Here is a 15,907-nt window from a genome sequence, read left to right on the forward strand (position 1 = left end):
TTTCTCCTGAACTACGTTCGCAGGATTACATCCTGTATTACGAAAAACACTCGAACTGACGGTAAATCGAATATCTCTCAGTAAATTGAAACCCTAAAAAAGAAAAGCGCACCTATTGGCACGCTTTCATTAGTATTTTAAAGAAAATTATTTCTTCTCTTTAGATCTTTGTAAAACCTCATCTACCATTCCGAAGTTTTTAGCTTCTTCAGAAGTCATCCAGTAATCTCTGTCAGAAGATTTTTCAACCCACTCATACGTTTGTCCTGAATGTTCGGCAATGATGTCATAAAGCTCTTGCTTTAATTTCAACATTTCTCTTAAGTTGATCTCCATATCAGAAGCAACACCTTGTGCGCCACCTGAAGGCTGGTGGATCATTACTCTTGAGTGTTTAAGAGCAGAACGCTTTCCTTTTTCTCCTGCAACCAATAATACAGCTCCCATTGAAGCAGCAATACCTGTACAGATCGTTGCTACATCAGGTTTAATGATCTGCATGGTATCATAAATACCTAAACCGGCATATACACTACCACCAGGAGAGTTGATGTAGATCTGAATGTCTTTTGAAGGATCAGCGCTTTCTAAGAATAAAAGCTGTGCTGTTACGATGTTAGCCACCTGATCATCAATTCCAGTTCCCAGGAAAATAATTCTGTCCATCATCAAACGAGAGAAAACGTCCATCTGAGCAACGTTTAATCTTCTCTCTTCCATAATATAAGGTGTAAGATTTGTTGGACCATACATTCCCATATACTGATCGGTAACCAAACCGCTGTTTCCTAAATGCTTTACAGAGAAATCTCTGAATTCTTTTTTAATGTCCATATTTCTATTGGTATTATTTTAAATTTTTCTAAAGTTTAAATTACAACTTTTATTCCTAAAATTTTATAGGACTTTTTGTCAGGAATACCTCATCTATCCATCTACAGTTTGTCTGAATATTACTTCTTTCGGTCTCTATAAATACCTTTAATAGGTGAATACTCGATCATATCGCTGAGTTTCATTGAAGCCTGTTTCAGTAAGGTGATCTTTTTAATCAACTCAAAATATTTCTCTTCATCAGTGCCACTATGCTGATCAAGTTCCTTTGCTGTTTCTTTGATCAGATAATCGATATATCTGTATTTATGTAATAACACGTCTCCTTTGATCTGCTCTGCCACTTTATCACCATAATTGGGTGGAAAAATATTTCTGGAGGCCCAATCTTCAAGCTCATCTAAAGGAATCAATGCATCTACAACCTTAGCCGTAATTTCTTCGTTCATAAAAGTTACAAAAAAGTTTCCGCTTCTAAGCTCATCCTGCTGAATCCCCTCTCTTACCTGATTAATGATGATTTCATTTCCCTTCACTAAAAACTCATATTGTTCTTCCTCAAAATGATGAAGAATCTCTTCAATCACTGTAATCTGGTACTCCTGATCCTTGTCATCAGTTCGTTTTAAAACAATATCGCCAAACATCAGCATATGATCAACAAGTTTACTTTCCATAAACAGGACATCATATAAAAAGGGATCACCTTTGTCTTCATCAAGAGGCACAAGATCCATCTTTATGGGAGTATGTTCCTTCTGTTGCTGAACGTGCTGGGTTTGATTCTGAGTGATCTGACGCTGAACATCCAGCTCATTAAATAAACTCTGTTCAGAAAGTCCGAACTTATTGGAAACCTCTTTTAAATAAACTTCTCTTTTAAGAGCATTCTGAACAAATCCTACTGATTTTACAATATTCCTGATTGCTTCAGCCTTTTTAATGGGATCGTTTCCTGCTTCTTTTAAAAGTATTTCAGCTTTAAAATCAATAAAATCCATCGCTTCATTCTCGATGAACTTTTCCACATAATCCTGCGGATGCTTTCTGGCAAAAGAATCGGGGTCATCCCCTTCCGGGAATAACAACACACGAATATTCATTCCTTCCGTAAGCAACATATCGATGCTTCGGAAACTGGCTTTAATCCCTGCGTTATCTCCGTCGAAAAGGATGGTTACATTTTCTGTAAGCCTTTTGATCAGTTTGATCTGTTCCGTCGTCAAAGAAGTTCCTGAGCTCGCCACGACATTTTCAATCCCCGACATATGAAGTGAGATCACGTCCATATATCCTTCTACCAGAAGACAGATATTTTTTCTGGAAATCGCCTGTTTACTTTGATTTAAACCATAAAGAACATTTGATTTGTGATAGATCTCGGTTTCCGGAGAGTTGAGGTACTTGGCTGTTTTAACATTATTCTTAAGAATTCTTGCTCCAAAACCCAGTACCCGGCCTGAAAAACTATGAATAGGAAAAATTACTCTTTCACGAAAGCGGTCAATACCATTCGGAGCATTTTCAGGGAAAATTGAAAGTCCTGATTTCTCTAAAATATCTTTAGCATATCCTTTTTCTAAAGCATACGCTGTAAAAGCATTTTTCTGTTCCGGAGAATATCCAAGCTGGAATTTCTTGATGATATCATCCTTTAGCTCACGCTCTTTAAAATAGGCAAAACCAATTGATTTACCTTCTTCAGCTTCCCAAAGAAAATTCTGAAAATAATCATTCGCAACTTCATGAATTTTATACAGCAGGTCTCTTTCAGACTGTGCATTTTTAGCTTCTTCAGAAAACTCCCGCTGATCTTCTTCAATTTCAATTCCATATTTCTTTGCTGCATGGCGAAGTGCTTCAGGATAGGTAAAGTTTTCGATTTCCATAAGGAAAGAAATCGCAGTTCCTCCTTTTCCGGTTGAGAAATCTTTCCAGATCTGCTTACTGGGAGAAACGACAAAACTGGGAGATTTTTCTTCATGAAAGGGACTGAGCCCCTTGTAATTCGACCCTGCCCTCTTCAACTGCACATATTCTCCTACAATCTCTTCTACCCTGATCGTGGAAAATATCTTATCTATGGTCTGTTTGGAAATCATGATGTAAAAATAAGGAAATTTAAGTAGATGTTAGGTATCAGAAGTTAGATGTTAGACTTAGTTTAATCGAAATTCAATCTTTAAACCCTGTCATTAACTTTCCATTATTATCTACTGCTTTCAAACCTTAAAACGCTGTCATTCTATCACATCTAAACAATCCAAAAATTCCTATTTTTGCAACAAATTACTTTCATGGAATTTCATATAAAAAGTCTCGAAGACTGGCAGGGCATTGTCGAGAAGATCGTCCCTCAGTTGCAGCATAACATCTTTCTTTTAAAAGGAAATCTGGGAGCCGGAAAAACAACGTTCACTCAGTTTTTGCTTAAAAACCTGGGAAGTGAGGATGAGGTTAACTCCCCTACTTACTCTATCGTTAATGAATACAATACACCGAAAGGTAAGGTATATCACTTCGATCTTTACCGGTTAAAAAATATTGAAGAGGTTTACGATATTGGTATTGAAGAATATCTTGACAATGCTTTTTTATGTATTATAGAATGGCCTGAAGTGTATGAAGAAGAGCTGTATGGTTTAAAATATCATAGTATGAGCATTCTGAATACCGGAGAAAACAGAGAAATTACATTCGAGTAAATATTATGTATCTTTGCTTACTAAATTTCATTGTAAAACAATTATCTGTAAGACATAATTAATGTAAAGAATGAGTACTACAAATATTTTCACTCCTTTTACTGAAGAAGAATTAATGCCGAAAGAGGAAAAATTGGAAGTTATAAAAAAGGGCAAACAATTTAGCATTGGTATTCCTAAAGAAACGTGTCTTCACGAAAGAAGAACCTGTATAACACCAGATGCAGTACAGGTATTGGTAGATCACGGTCATGAGATCATCATTGAGGCCGGAGCCGGAGAAGGTTCTTTTTTTACAGATTTACAGTATTCTGAATCAGGGGCAAAGATCACTACGGATCCTAAAGAAGCTTTCGGACAGGATTTAATTTTAAAAATCAATCCACCTACAGAGGAGGAAATTGATTTTATGAAGCCTAATACCTATCTGGTTTCTGCTCTTCAGATTAATTTAAGAGAAAAAGAATATTTCTTAAAACTGGCTGAGAAAAAAATCAATGCTATAGCTTTCGAGTTTATCATTGATGAATATAAACAGCTTGCTTTGGTACGATTGGTAGGTGAAATTGCCGGAACTGTTTCTATATTATATGCTTCAGAATTACTGGCATTGTCCAATGGATTAATGTTAGGTGGAATTACTGGGGTGCGACCTTCAGAGGTTCTTATTCTTGGTGCAGGAATCGTAGGTGAATTTGCTACAAAAGCTGCCATCGGACTTGGAGCAAGTGTAAGGGTTTTTGACAACTCACTTTCAAAATTACGAAGACTTCACACGATAGTTGACAGCAGAGTTCCGACCTCTATTATCGATCCTAAAGAACTTGGTAAAGCATTAAGACGTGCCGATGTAGTGATCGGAGCGCTTCCAAGATTAAATATGCAGCCTATCGTTACCGAAGATATGGTGATGAAAATGAAAAAAGGGAGTGTGATCATTGATATTACGATTGATAATGGTAAAGTAATCGAAACATCAGAGCTTACTACTATGGAAGAGCCTTATATTATCAAACATGGTGTTATCCATTGCGGACTTCCTAACCTGACTTCAAAAATGCCCAGAACAACGACAAAGGCTATTTCTAATTTCTTCCTGTCTTATATTTTAAATTACGACGAAGAAGGTGGTTTCGAAAACATGCTGATCCGCAAAAATGAAATGAAGCAGAGTCTTTATATGTATAAAGGAAGACACACCAAAAAAATTATCTGCGACCGTTTCGGACTTACTTATCATGATATCAATCTTTTAATTTTCTAATGAAAAAACTGAAGTTCTATTTAGTAGGCCTTATTCCGGGGCTTATCATTGTATTTTTTATTTTAAACAAGAAAGGCGCAAGCTGTACAGGTTATCTACCCAACAGCCGTGTGATCGCTGAATCACTTTCAAAGGATTTTAAGTATTCTGAAAGTTTCACCACTGAAATGAAAACCTATAAGATTGATGAAAAGTTTTTAAAAGACAGCATCATCACTAAAGGAAAGGTGGATTTTGATAGAAGCCACGCTCAGAAGAAACCTTGTCCGAGCTATATTTTGGTTTATCCTGAAACGAATCCTACCTACGAAATAGAGTACGAAAAATGTGAGGAAACCCTTATGTTGAACGGCCTGAAAAAATTGAAATAAACATTTATATTCAAAGAAAACGGTAATGGACGGCAACTACTATATGATTCATGATTATCTGATATTCATTGGAGTTTTTGCCATTTTCTTTTTTCTTACGGTAAGCATTTATCTGTTTGGTCAGAATAAAAAATACAAACAGCGGAATACCAAACTTTCTGAAACCAATAAATTAATCGAACAACGGTTAAATGAGGTCCAGCTGGAACATATCGGCACCAAGCTTAATCCGCACCTGTTTAAAAACATCCTTAATTCAGTTCAGTCACATGCTTATCAGACCTACATGTCTCTGGACAAGTTGGCGAACGTCCTGGATTATATTTTATATGAAAGCAACAACAAATTTGTAAGCCCGAAGGAAGAGCTCACTTTTGCATTAAGCCTTATTGAAATCAATAAGATCAAAATCAACCCTCTTTTTGACTTTAGAATTAAATCTAAAATCGATAAATCGGATCGTATTTTTGAGGAGAAGGTTTTTGCCCCGCTCATTTCTGTTGATCTTATTGAAAACGCTTTTAAACACACCGATTTCTTAGCTCAGGATTCATTTATATCCATTCAATTGGAGCTTCAAGATGGTATCTATACAATGAAGGTAAGCAATAAAGCTTCCCTGAAAACGGTTTTAGAAAAAGAAAAAAGCGGTTTTGGAAGTCAGTCTTTAGATCAGAGATTGAAAATGATTTACAATACCCACTATCAGCTTCATAAAAGTTCAAAAAACGGTATCTTCACCGCAGAATTACAAATCAATTTAGGAGAATTCTATGATAAAATGCGTTATTCTTGATGATGAATTGCTGGCAATAAGTTATTTAAAACTTCTATGCGAACAGATCGATAATGTAGAGGTCGTAAAGGCGTTCAACGACCCTAAGATCTTTCTCAGTGAAATCAACTCCATCGATTGCAATGTTTGCATCTTAGATATTGAAATGCCTGGAATGACAGGTCTTCAGGTAGCGGAACTCATCTCTGATTCAAAAAAAATCATTTTTACCACTGCTTATAAGGAATATGCTGCTGAAGCCTTTGACCTTAATGTGGTGGACTATGTACGGAAACCGATCAAAAAAGAAAGGCTGATACAGGCTTTTGAAAAAGCAAAAGAACTGGTTGCCTCTCCACAGAAAAAAGACTTTATCGAATGGAATACCAATATTGGGAAAACCATTATTTTCACGGAACAGATCGCTTATATCAAAACGTCCGAGATTGACAGCCGCGATAAGGATATTGTCCTCAATGACGGTACGAATATCGTTTTGAAAAACCTTAATTTCAAAAATCTCCTGGAAATGCTTCCCCCTAAAGGTTTTGCCCAGGTTAACAAAAAAGAGATCATTGCACTGTCTGCCATAAAAGTATTTTCAACCAACGAAATTATTACAACGATGCAAACAGAAGACGATAATTTCCTTAAGCTACAAATTGGAGATACCTACAAAAATTCTTTAATGGAAATGTTTGGAAAGTAGATCTTTCAAAGAATTTGGTTTTCACTGCAGAATTCAGCCGTTTCATTACAAGTCCCTATTTAAAACGTTTTGTCGATGTATTTTTGCATCTGATTAAATGATTTGATAATGAAAAGACTTCTTTATGCATGTGGAATTCTCATATCCGGCTTTTGCTTTTCTCAGGAATCTGCTCCTAAAGTTAAAGCAGCATTTTTTGACGGAGTGGCAGTAGCAGGATATGTAGATCATGGGGCATTCATCAACTTTACAGGGCCTAATATCAATGTTACCTGGCGCAACACAAAATTTATCCTGGGAATGCTTCCATCCCTGAGAATAAAAGAAGACAAGTCAGAAGGCACAAAAAACAATTTGATCACTCCCAATCTTGGAGCAGGTCTTACCTTTGTCTATAAAAAAATAGCCCTTCAGATTCCTGTGTATTATAACACCAAGACCTCCACACAAAATGGAAGCTGGAAAGTGGGCATGGGCTTAGGATATTCTTTAAAATAGATTTTTCATTACATTATTTATGGCATTTATTACATTTTGCGAAAAAAAATATCTACTATCCATATATTCTTTAGAAATTTACACTAAAATAACGGTACTATGAATTGGGGGAAATACAGAAATATAATTTTTTATGCAACCACGATTGCTGTTTTCTCTTGCCTGATGTACTACTTCATTATTGAAGGACAGACATTGGAGGTAAAAGAAAACCTTGTTGTAAAAACCAATACAGGATCTACCTGGGATAACTTTGTAGAAGCCTTTAAAACAAATCTTCATCATCCATTAGCCCTTCTGCTGGCTCAGATCGTTACCATTATCCTGGTAGCCAGATTATTCGGATGGATCTGTATGAAAATAAAACAACCTACCGTAATCGGAGAAATGATTGCAGGTATTGTTTTAGGCCCCTCATTACTGGGAATGTATTTTCCTGATTTTTCAGGTTTCCTTTTCCCAAAAGAATCATTGGGTAACTTACAGTTTTTAAGTCAGATCGGATTGATCCTGTTTATGTATATCGTTGGAATGGAACTTGACCTTAGCGTTCTGAGAAAAAAGGCTCACGATGCTGTTGTGATCAGTCATGCGAGTATCATTATTCCGTTTGCATTGGGTATCGGTCTTTCCTATTATATCTATCAGGAGTTCGCTCCGGATGGTATTCAGTTTACCTCTTTTGCCTTATTCATTGCTATTTCGATGAGTATAACGGCCTTTCCGGTATTGGCAAGGATCGTTCAGGAGAGAAACCTTCAGAAAACAAAACTGGGAACCATCGTTATTACCTGTGCTGCAGCCGATGATATTACCGCATGGTGTATCCTTGCCGCAGTGATCGCAATTGTAAAAGCTGGTTCTTTTGCCAGTTCCATCTATGTGATCTTAATGGCGATCGGATATGTATTTTTCATGATCAAAATCGTAAGACCTTTCCTTAAAAGGATAGGAGATTTACAGGCCGGTAAAAACACCATCAATAAGCCGATGGTTGCCATCTTCTTTTTAACCCTTATCCTTTCTGCCTATGTGACGGAAGTTATTGGAATCCATGCTTTATTCGGAGCATTTATGGCGGGAGCGATCATGCCTGAAAATGCTAAATTCCGTACGATGTTTATCGATAAAGTAGAAGATGTTGCTTTGGTTCTTTTACTGCCTTTATTCTTTGTATTTACGGGACTTCGTACGCAAATAGGATTATTAAACGATGGTCACCTTTGGATGACTGCAGGATTTATTATTCTGATTGCCGTTGCCGGTAAGTTTGCAGGAAGTGCATTGGCTGCTAAATTCCTCGGCATCAACTGGAAGGAAAGTTTAACGATCGGGGCATTAATGAACACCAGAGGATTGATGGAATTAATCGTCCTGAACATTGGATATGACCTTGGGGTATTAGGTCCTGAGATCTTCGCTATGCTAGTCATTATGGCATTATTTACCACTTTTATGACTGGTCCGGCATTGGATTTCATCAATTATGTTTTTAAATCTAAAAAAGATGAAGTAATACCTCAGGAGCATAATGATTCCAAGTATCGTGTTTTACTCTCTTTCGATAATCCTGAATCAGGAAGTACTTTACTGAAGCTTGCCCACGATTTCACCAATAAAATGAATGGTAACAAAAGTATTACCGCAATGAATATCGCTCCGGTGGAAGAAATGCACGCTTATGAGATCAATGAATATGAGAATGAACAGTTTAAAAATGTCATAGAAACCTCCCATGACCTGAAATTGGAAGTAACTACCCTTTTCAAAGCTTCTACAGATATTGAAAATGACCTTACCAGCATCTCCAACAAAGGCAATTATGACCTTCTTCTGATCATGCTTGGGAAATCGATGTACGAAGGAAGTTTATTGGGCAGGTTATTAGGTTTCACAACGAAAATCATTAACCCTGAAAAGTTATTGAATACCGTAAAAGGAAAAGGCTATATTTTCAACAACTCTCCTTTTGACGATTTTACTTTACAGATTTTAGACAAGACCAACATTCCAGTCGGTGTCCTTGTAGAAAAAGATTTCAAAAGCGCTGATAAAGTATTTGTTCCGATCTTCAACCTTAGCGATTTCTATTTATTGGAATATGCTAAAAGACTGATCAACAATAACAATTCACAGATCATTATTCTGGATGTAGCAGGACAGATCCGCAATAATATTGAAGTGAAAGAACTCATCAGAAGCATCGAACAGGTTGCACCCAATCACATCACTTTATATAACGAGAAAAAGATCGAAAAAGAATTTTTAAATTCCCAGGATCTTATGCTCATCAGCAGTAAAAGCTGGAAAGGATTGATTGATACCAAAAGTATCTGGTTATCCGATATTCCTTCAGCTCTTATTATATCTAATCCATAATTTGTTTGATCGTTACCTGTATGAGAATACAGGTATTAAAAGACCAGCCTTTGAAAGCTGGTCTTTTTTGTTTGGTTATGATAGACTGCTTAGTGACGTAGAGGAATTGCTCTAAAACGAGATTGTTTCTTAATATTTATAAATTTGTAGTAAATGTTTTTGCGCTCTGAATAAATATAGAGAATCTTTCACTTTTTATATTATAAAGCAATATTTTATATTTCCTATTTGTATAAACTTTGGATATTCTTCCAACGTGCTCTTTCAATAGATATTTTTCTTTATACCCTCTCTTATCCCAGTAATCGCTTAAATAATTTTTCAATTCACCTAACTCAACTTCTGATAATTTCCAATTATCAGATTCATTTCCTTCATTTTTATAAGCAGAATATATGTATATGATTTGCTTATTATCATATTCAAAGAAAAAATTATTATTATTCATTGTCCAATTTATTATCCCTTTGGGTAAAATTATTGAAAAATTAGTTGTATAATATATTTCATTATCTGTGGAAGCATTTACCTTACTTGTATACCTAAACTTATTTTCTTTATTACCATACTCAAATATCATACTGTCGTTATGTATACTGTTCGTTGATATATCTACATATGAAGCACAGGAACTCATTAGTAAAATCAGTAAAAAAAAGATTGAATATTTCATAATTATTTGTTTTTTACGTTGCTTTTTTAATATCCGTAATTGCCTAGAAATTTTCTTTCTTCTTTAATGAGGTTAAAGACTTCTTGAACTGTTACCAACTTTACGTTTTATTATTCCGAGCAATAAATTGAGGAAAATTTTTGAATCGATTTATTTTGCTATAATTAAAACACATTAATATAGTTAACAAAAAATACCACTCCATGATGAAGCAGCATTTGTTTTATGATCAGTTATTTTAATAACAAATTATTTTTCAGATCTCGATTTCTCCAATTCCTGTTTCAGAAATTCAACCTGTTCTTTCAGCATTTTAATATAATCCTGTAGGTTATCCATGATCTGATTGGGAACGTTATAGTAATTGTAATTTATCCCTGCAGCATTATCACTAAAGTTGTCATTATTCTGCACTACGGCAGGAGTTCTTTCTTCCTTAATTTCTTCCACTGGAACTTCTAAAGCTTTAGCCAGTTTTTCCCATTCATCATCATATATTTTCACATCTCCATTTTCCTTTCTGCAGTAATTAGAAACATCTGTTGATAAGATGTTCGACATGTATTCCTGAGTATATCCTCTTTGCTTTCTTAGACTTTTTAGCTTTTCCATAGTGATCTTAAATGTGCTTTGTACAAATATAAAGAAAATTGTGGTTTGTCGTTTTATCTTTCTTTTTCTCCCTACTGAAAGACGAACTTCTATCAATAGCAAAGTCGCCTTGCTATTACCATTTATGAGCCAGATACTATCTCCATTTTTAACTGTTATAAGATTATCAAACCGCGATGCAAAATCTAAAAACGACTTGTTTTTATCCTGAGCATTAAATTTTTTAATCATAACTCTTGATCGTATATTACTGACAATCTCCATCTCTTTACCATATACTTCAGTTGTCTTTACAGTAGAGCAACTGTTAAACTATTTTACCCTAAATAAACACAACATTAAATTATTAACAACTAAAAACTATATAAAATATAAATAAATCAATAATATATCTATTCCTAGTTGTGAATAAATTAAAATAATATATTATTATTAAAATAAATGCTTTTTAATTAAAACAATTTTGTATTTTTGAAATAAGCAAAACACACATTGTTAGATAAAATTACCCGATGAAAATCTATTATAAATACCAAAAATTAGCACCTAAACTATTAGCAGAAATTTTTTGCATCAACTTAGGCATGTATTTTTTTTTATATAAGATAAATGCCTATTGGTACTTTATAGCCAGCACACTTTTGATTTTGTTACTTATTGCATCGTATGTCTATGAGAATAAATACTTAAGTAACCAATACATAGAAATCACGAATGAAGAAATTATCATCAATAACATTTCCAAAAATAAAACCAATATTAAAGATATATTATGGGTAAGCTTTTATGTGGATCAATATATATACCGAACCCCACGTAAAATATTAAGAATTACAAAATCAATGATCAATAAAGAAAACCTTCAAGAGTTTGAAGACTTTTTTAATGAGCTCAATGCGAAATGTTAATCTATCAAAATCACTTGTATTTAAAAAGTGCACTTAAACTCATGAAGAGTTCATCTATACTTTACTTTTTGTAATTAATCATAGAACCTCCCAAACCCAACCTTGTTAAATATTTTATAGAAACTGATACCCTAACACTATTTGATGCCTACTGATAAAGAGCTTAAGAAGGTGTAGTATAGGTGTAAGCCTCATTTTACCACTACTTCAAATGAATTAATACAAATTTATAATTAACTTATTACATTGATATATTATTAATTATGCAACATTAACAGTAAAAAACTAAGTAACCGATGCAAAAACAAACAAGCTGGCAGCTTATGCTGCTTTTATTATTTTTTCTAAGTTTATCCTCATGTATTCATGATGATATGGGAGTAAAATCCGAGTCAAACACTTACACGAACAAAAGCCTCTGGAAAGAAGATGAAAAATACATTAAGAATGTCATGGACATTTATCAAAAAAATGAAGCTAAAATAAAAAAGACAAATGGCACCCCATTTTGGGACTATTCAATGACCATGGATTATTTTGATGAAAGATACCTAATGGCACCTGTGGTAGAAGGCGGAAAAGTAATTTCTGTTCTTAAGGTACCCAGACACGGTAAAAAAGTATATTTTATTTACACGAATTCAAGAGAAGATATTAGTTTTTTTCAAGATTTAATTTCCTCCAATAGAAAAAAAGCAACCAGCAACGGGGTGACCCAAGCAGGAAAGCTTGTATGTCATACTAGAACAGAGTCAATGTGGTACCCTGATAGTGAAAGTAATCCAGATGGCCCTGGTTATTGGGGCTCACACAATATTACTGAATGCGTAAATGAACCTGCGGATTATGAAACGTGTTTGGGAGTAGTGCTTCCGGATGGATCATGTGAAGGTGGCGGCAGTGATGATGGCGGCTATGATTATCCAGGTGGGGGTGAGATACCAGAAGACTTACAGAAAAAACCTTGTGATAAGATACAGGAAATTGGAAAAAACGACAAAACAAAGAATTTGTTTTCAATCCTAAAAGGCAAGACAACAAGCACGTCGGTTGAAAACGGGTATTTACTTACTGATAATGGGGCTGGTATTGAAGAAACAGAAATTCATGGAGATTATTCAAATCCGCAGTTAAATTTCAGTGTTGACGCACCGATTGATGGAATAATCCATTCGCATTATCAGGGCCTTTTGTCAGTATTTTCCGTAGCAGATCTATTTGCACTGGCTAAAGTCTATAAAAAGGGTAAAATTAAAAATGTGGATACATTTGTTTTTGGAGTGGTAACTTCTTCAGGAACACAGTATTTAATGGTTATTGATGACATTACTAAATTTGAGACATTTGCTAATGGGCTATTTACAGGAGATTCTTATAGCAATGATGCACTAACGTCCTATGAAATGATGTTTAATTCTTTCGGCATCAGACCAAACAATACCGTTACAAATAATGAAATTTCTTTTGTTAAGTATCTGGATCACTATAAAACAGGTTTAAAAGTGATGAAGGGTGACTCAACATTTAATAACTGGAGCGTATTACAGCAAAATGACAATGGAACTGTTTCTGCCAAAAATTGTAACTAAAAATTTTAATATCTATGAAAAATATAATTAAAACCTGCTTGATAATACTAATATCCTTTCTGTCATTCAATTGTCAGGCTCAGAATATACCACATGACGGAGACAATCTAACCAATAACAATTTGGATAAATTTGTTGGGACCTGGCAAGGAGAATCAGGGGTTAAGACTCTAACCATTGTACTTAGAAAAGAAAATATCCAAATACCCATCAACATAAATTTGCATGGAGATGTTTTATATGGATACCATGAATTAAAGAATAAGAACAATGCTATTTTAGAAAGCTCCATGTCACATGTTAATGACAATTATTCTGCGCATAACAATACTCTTTTTACAATGGGGTCATCTGAAAATTCCAATCTTCTGGATTTAGGAATAAAACATATATCAAAAAGAAAGTCAATTAACTCTGTAATAGAATTCATCGATGCAACACACATCAGACTTGTAAAAGTTGAAAATAGAACAGGGATGCAAGTCAGCGTGCCGGGTCAGGGTTATGATCCTGCAATTTTAATCCCTCAAGATTTTATTTTGACAAAGCAATAAAAACATCAAGCTAAGAACTTAAAAGTATTTGAAGATTAAAACTGCAAAAGATGGATTCTAAAATTAGAATCCATCTTTTGTCTCTTAAGCTCTTACGTGAATATGCTCCTATTGATATTTATTCTAGTAAATATTGGAGACAGAATTATTCTATCTCATTTTCAAATACCTAATTAAGATTCTCACTGAGCAGCTTCAAAAATTTTGTTTTTTCATACTTTCGTCCTTTATTTTCTGTATGAACTTTATAAGTTTTTTTGCTAGCATGAGCGTCACGCTCATTACCCATTCACATATTACAATTTAAACGAAGATATAATGAAAGATCCGAGAAATTTTGCTTTCTCGGATCTATTTATGAGTTGTCAACCTACTTTATTCGGACACGAGCGAGACGCTCGCGCCAGCTGAGGGGAAAACCACTGCAAAATTGCAGTGGTTTTTTTATTTTCTGCTACACGATAAAATCGTGCGGGAGCGAGGAAATGTATTATTGTTGGTTAGGATTCAGCTTATAATGCTTCAATATGACTTTTTTTGAAGAATCATTCAACTTATATGAAATGCCTTTATCTTTATATCTCCAAAATTCTAATCTGTTATCTGCAAACAATGTATCTTTCTTGGTAAGAAATGCAAATACATAATAGCTATCATCAGGAATGACAATATTATTTTTTGCAATAATTTCTTCTTTAATTTTTGAAAATTCTTTACTAATCCCTTTACTTTCAATAAGAGTTTTCGTTATGTCATTATCCTTTAGAAAGAAATATTTCAAATCAGAACCTAAGACATATTTGCCATTATTAGCCGTGCCATTATAATAAAATAATGCAATCCCTTGATTACTGCACGATGTAGCAACAATCAACAACATTAGTAATAAATATTTAATTTTCATGATTATTTTGGAGTTGAAGGCGGTTTAATTTTTGTTGATGTGACACTTTCTACCATATAAGGTATTATTCCATAATTAGTTCTTTTATCTTCCCCAAGTTTCACATTCATTTGATTCCCTAAATTTGTTGTTGTATATTCTTCTTCTTGATCTGGAACCCCCCCACGCTGGCGCGAGCGTCACGCTCGTTGCCCATTCATTAATTACAAATTTAAACGAAAATATAATGAAAGATCCAAGAAATTTTGCTTTCTCGGATCTATTTATGAGTTGTCAACCTACTTTATTCGTACACGAGCGAGATGCTCGCGCCAACTAGGGGCGCATTAACGATATCCAAAAAATGGATCCTGATACAGAAGTATTCTCTTTAATGTTATTGATACCTATATCCAAAATTTTAAAACTAAACAGGCTTTTAGATAAACAACAAAACCTCAGGGAGTGGGTTTGTTGTTTATTCAATCAAAGTAATAGACTTTGCACAGCGGAATTATTTTTTGCTTAAAATAATATTTTCTTTTAACATTTTAAGTCTTTTACTTCCAATAATCTTAAGCTTATAATCTCTTTGATTCATATATCCTCTAGATAACATATTAGTGACTAATTTTTCTTTATTACATCTTAAGTATAGAGTATCTTGAAAAATGTTCCACTTCCCTATACATTTTGGAGAAGCATCCTGCGATTTGTATGACATACTAAAACTATCTTTTTTTATTAAGAGATTATATTCTTTTGAGAATCCATACGAAACTCCTTTATATTGATAATTACCATATACATCTTTCTTTGCAATACAAGAACTTATTATGAATAATAAACAATAATATATTTTTAATTTTTTCATTACTTGGTTTTTAAATTTGGAAAATCATTTTTAATAGTATAAGTGCTAGGCAAGCCAGTCAGACCAGCTGTGTTATGAGGATAGGCATTGATCAAATCTGTATTAGTAGAATTTCTCCACGCTGGCGCGAGCGTCACGCTCGTTGCCTATTCATTAATTACAAATTTAACTCTATTTCCAAAATTTCCTGATCATCATTATAGTAATTTCTTGCACTACTATATTTCCATGCATAAGGCTCTGTTACAAAACCACGTTCAATAGGATTCTGATGGGTGT

The 15,907-nt window shown here is 34.2% G+C and carries 16 protein-coding genes; 10 read left to right on the forward strand and 6 right to left on the reverse strand.

Annotated elements, in window-relative coordinates; translation table 11 throughout:
- Positions 1-147 precede the first annotated feature (147 nt).
- Both clpP and dnaG read right to left on the reverse strand, forming a co-directional pair.
- The gene (gene clpP, locus AC3WRL_RS02690; RefSeq protein ID WP_214826448.1) at positions 148-834 is read right to left on the reverse strand and encodes an ATP-dependent Clp endopeptidase proteolytic subunit ClpP; all 687 of its coding nucleotides are present in this window, start codon (positions 832-834) and stop codon (positions 148-150) included.
- 119 nt (positions 835-953) lie between these two features.
- A complete protein-coding gene (gene dnaG, locus AC3WRL_RS02695; RefSeq protein ID WP_214826450.1) occupies positions 954-2,936 on the reverse strand; it encodes a DNA primase in 1,983 nt (660 codons plus the stop codon).
- A 195-nt stretch (positions 2,937-3,131) separates the two neighbouring features.
- Between dnaG and tsaE the strand changes: the two genes are divergently transcribed.
- The 7 genes from tsaE to AC3WRL_RS02730 all read left to right on the forward strand — a co-directional run bounded on the left by tsaE (position 3,132) and on the right by AC3WRL_RS02730 (position 9,535).
- A complete protein-coding gene (tsaE, locus tag AC3WRL_RS02700) occupies positions 3,132-3,539 on the forward strand; it encodes a tRNA (adenosine(37)-N6)-threonylcarbamoyltransferase complex ATPase subunit type 1 TsaE (RefSeq protein WP_492329664.1) in 408 nt (135 codons plus the stop codon).
- A gap of 70 nt (positions 3,540-3,609) precedes the next feature.
- Positions 3,610-4,803 (forward strand): alanine dehydrogenase, encoded by a 1,194-nt coding sequence (locus tag AC3WRL_RS02705; RefSeq protein WP_214826454.1) that lies wholly within the window; start codon positions 3,610-3,612, stop codon positions 4,801-4,803.
- Positions 4,803-5,174 carry a hypothetical protein gene (locus AC3WRL_RS02710; protein ID WP_261511332.1) on the forward strand — a complete coding sequence of 124 codons (372 nt, stop codon included), beginning with the start codon at positions 4,803-4,805 and terminating at the stop codon, positions 5,172-5,174. The genes AC3WRL_RS02705 and AC3WRL_RS02710 overlap by 1 nt, the downstream gene beginning before the upstream one ends.
- 25 nt (positions 5,175-5,199) lie before the next feature.
- The gene (locus AC3WRL_RS02715; protein ID WP_214826458.1) at positions 5,200-5,970 is read left to right on the forward strand and encodes a histidine kinase; all 771 of its coding nucleotides are present in this window, start codon (positions 5,200-5,202) and stop codon (positions 5,968-5,970) included.
- A complete protein-coding gene (locus AC3WRL_RS02720) occupies positions 5,948-6,658 on the forward strand; it encodes a LytR/AlgR family response regulator transcription factor (protein ID WP_492329665.1) in 711 nt (236 codons plus the stop codon). The genes AC3WRL_RS02715 and AC3WRL_RS02720 overlap by 23 nt, the downstream gene beginning before the upstream one ends.
- A 108-nt stretch (positions 6,659-6,766) precedes the next feature.
- Positions 6,767-7,156 (forward strand): hypothetical protein, encoded by a 390-nt coding sequence (locus AC3WRL_RS02725; RefSeq protein ID WP_492329666.1) that lies wholly within the window; start codon positions 6,767-6,769, stop codon positions 7,154-7,156.
- A gap of 99 nt (positions 7,157-7,255) precedes the next feature.
- Positions 7,256-9,535 carry a cation:proton antiporter gene (locus AC3WRL_RS02730; RefSeq protein WP_214826461.1) on the forward strand — a complete coding sequence of 760 codons (2,280 nt, stop codon included), beginning with the start codon at positions 7,256-7,258 and terminating at the stop codon, positions 9,533-9,535.
- Positions 9,536-9,671: 136 nt separating this feature from the next.
- Here the strand turns inward: AC3WRL_RS02730 and AC3WRL_RS02735 are convergent, their stop codons facing one another.
- Together AC3WRL_RS02735 and AC3WRL_RS02740 are read right to left on the reverse strand one after the other, a co-directional pair.
- Positions 9,672-10,208, reverse strand: coding sequence for a hypothetical protein (locus AC3WRL_RS02735; RefSeq protein WP_492329667.1), 537 nt, complete (start codon positions 10,206-10,208; stop codon positions 9,672-9,674).
- 249 nt (positions 10,209-10,457) lie between these two features.
- Positions 10,458-11,051 carry a helix-turn-helix domain-containing protein gene (locus tag AC3WRL_RS02740; RefSeq protein WP_492329668.1) on the reverse strand — a complete coding sequence of 198 codons (594 nt, stop codon included), beginning with the start codon at positions 11,049-11,051 and terminating at the stop codon, positions 10,458-10,460.
- Between the two features lie 281 nt (positions 11,052-11,332).
- Here AC3WRL_RS02740 and AC3WRL_RS02745 point away from each other — a divergent pair, with 281 nt between their 5' ends.
- The 3 genes from AC3WRL_RS02745 (at position 11,333) to AC3WRL_RS02755 (ending at position 13,871) form a co-directional block, all read left to right on the forward strand.
- Positions 11,333-11,728 (forward strand): hypothetical protein, encoded by a 396-nt coding sequence (locus AC3WRL_RS02745; protein ID WP_492329669.1) that lies wholly within the window; start codon positions 11,333-11,335, stop codon positions 11,726-11,728.
- A gap of 296 nt (positions 11,729-12,024) precedes the next feature.
- Positions 12,025-13,317, forward strand: a complete 1,293-nt coding sequence (locus tag AC3WRL_RS02750) for a hypothetical protein (RefSeq protein WP_492329670.1) — start codon at positions 12,025-12,027, stop codon at positions 13,315-13,317.
- A 14-nt stretch (positions 13,318-13,331) separates the two neighbouring features.
- Complete coding sequence (locus AC3WRL_RS02755; protein WP_492329671.1) at positions 13,332-13,871, forward strand: DUF6705 family protein; 540 nt, start codon at positions 13,332-13,334, stop codon at positions 13,869-13,871.
- 490 nt (positions 13,872-14,361) lie between these two features.
- On the opposite strand, the gene AC3WRL_RS02760 is transcribed toward AC3WRL_RS02755, so the two are convergent.
- Both AC3WRL_RS02760 and AC3WRL_RS02765 read right to left on the reverse strand, forming a co-directional pair.
- A complete protein-coding gene (locus AC3WRL_RS02760) occupies positions 14,362-14,751 on the reverse strand; it encodes a hypothetical protein (protein WP_492329672.1) in 390 nt (129 codons plus the stop codon).
- Positions 14,752-15,268: 517 nt separating this feature from the next.
- Positions 15,269-15,628, reverse strand: a complete 360-nt coding sequence (locus AC3WRL_RS02765; protein ID WP_214826496.1) for a hypothetical protein — start codon at positions 15,626-15,628, stop codon at positions 15,269-15,271.
- Between the last annotated feature and the right edge of the window lie 279 nt (positions 15,629-15,907).

Source organism: Chryseobacterium sp. FW101-FHT12H09, from assembly GCF_058790395.1.

What these genes read in the sequence shown, in the direction of transcription:
- clpP (WP_214826448.1), bottom strand. Translation starts at nt 834, where the DNA reads ATGGACATTAAAAAAGAATTCAGAGATTTCTCTGTAAAGCATTTAGGA.
- dnaG (WP_214826450.1), bottom strand. Translation starts at nt 2,936, where the DNA reads ATGATTTCCAAACAGACCATAGATAAGATATTTTCCACGATCAGGGTA.
- tsaE (WP_492329664.1), top strand. Translation starts at nt 3,132, where the DNA reads ATGGAATTTCATATAAAAAGTCTCGAAGACTGGCAGGGCATTGTCGAG.
- AC3WRL_RS02705 (WP_214826454.1), top strand. Translation starts at nt 3,610, where the DNA reads ATGAGTACTACAAATATTTTCACTCCTTTTACTGAAGAAGAATTAATG.
- AC3WRL_RS02710 (WP_261511332.1), top strand. Translation starts at nt 4,803, where the DNA reads ATGAAAAAACTGAAGTTCTATTTAGTAGGCCTTATTCCGGGGCTTATC.
- AC3WRL_RS02715 (WP_214826458.1), top strand. Translation starts at nt 5,200, where the DNA reads ATGGACGGCAACTACTATATGATTCATGATTATCTGATATTCATTGGA.
- AC3WRL_RS02720 (WP_492329665.1), top strand. Translation starts at nt 5,948, where the DNA reads ATGATAAAATGCGTTATTCTTGATGATGAATTGCTGGCAATAAGTTAT.
- AC3WRL_RS02725 (WP_492329666.1), top strand. Translation starts at nt 6,767, where the DNA reads ATGAAAAGACTTCTTTATGCATGTGGAATTCTCATATCCGGCTTTTGC.
- AC3WRL_RS02730 (WP_214826461.1), top strand. Translation starts at nt 7,256, where the DNA reads ATGAATTGGGGGAAATACAGAAATATAATTTTTTATGCAACCACGATT.
- AC3WRL_RS02735 (WP_492329667.1), bottom strand. Translation starts at nt 10,208, where the DNA reads ATGAAATATTCAATCTTTTTTTTACTGATTTTACTAATGAGTTCCTGT.
- AC3WRL_RS02740 (WP_492329668.1), bottom strand. Translation starts at nt 11,051, where the DNA reads ATGATTAAAAAATTTAATGCTCAGGATAAAAACAAGTCGTTTTTAGAT.
- AC3WRL_RS02745 (WP_492329669.1), top strand. Translation starts at nt 11,333, where the DNA reads ATGAAAATCTATTATAAATACCAAAAATTAGCACCTAAACTATTAGCA.
- AC3WRL_RS02750 (WP_492329670.1), top strand. Translation starts at nt 12,025, where the DNA reads ATGCAAAAACAAACAAGCTGGCAGCTTATGCTGCTTTTATTATTTTTT.
- AC3WRL_RS02755 (WP_492329671.1), top strand. Translation starts at nt 13,332, where the DNA reads ATGAAAAATATAATTAAAACCTGCTTGATAATACTAATATCCTTTCTG.
- AC3WRL_RS02760 (WP_492329672.1), bottom strand. Translation starts at nt 14,751, where the DNA reads ATGTTGTTGATTGTTGCTACATCGTGCAGTAATCAAGGGATTGCATTA.
- AC3WRL_RS02765 (WP_214826496.1), bottom strand. Translation starts at nt 15,628, where the DNA reads ATGAAAAAATTAAAAATATATTATTGTTTATTATTCATAATAAGTTCT.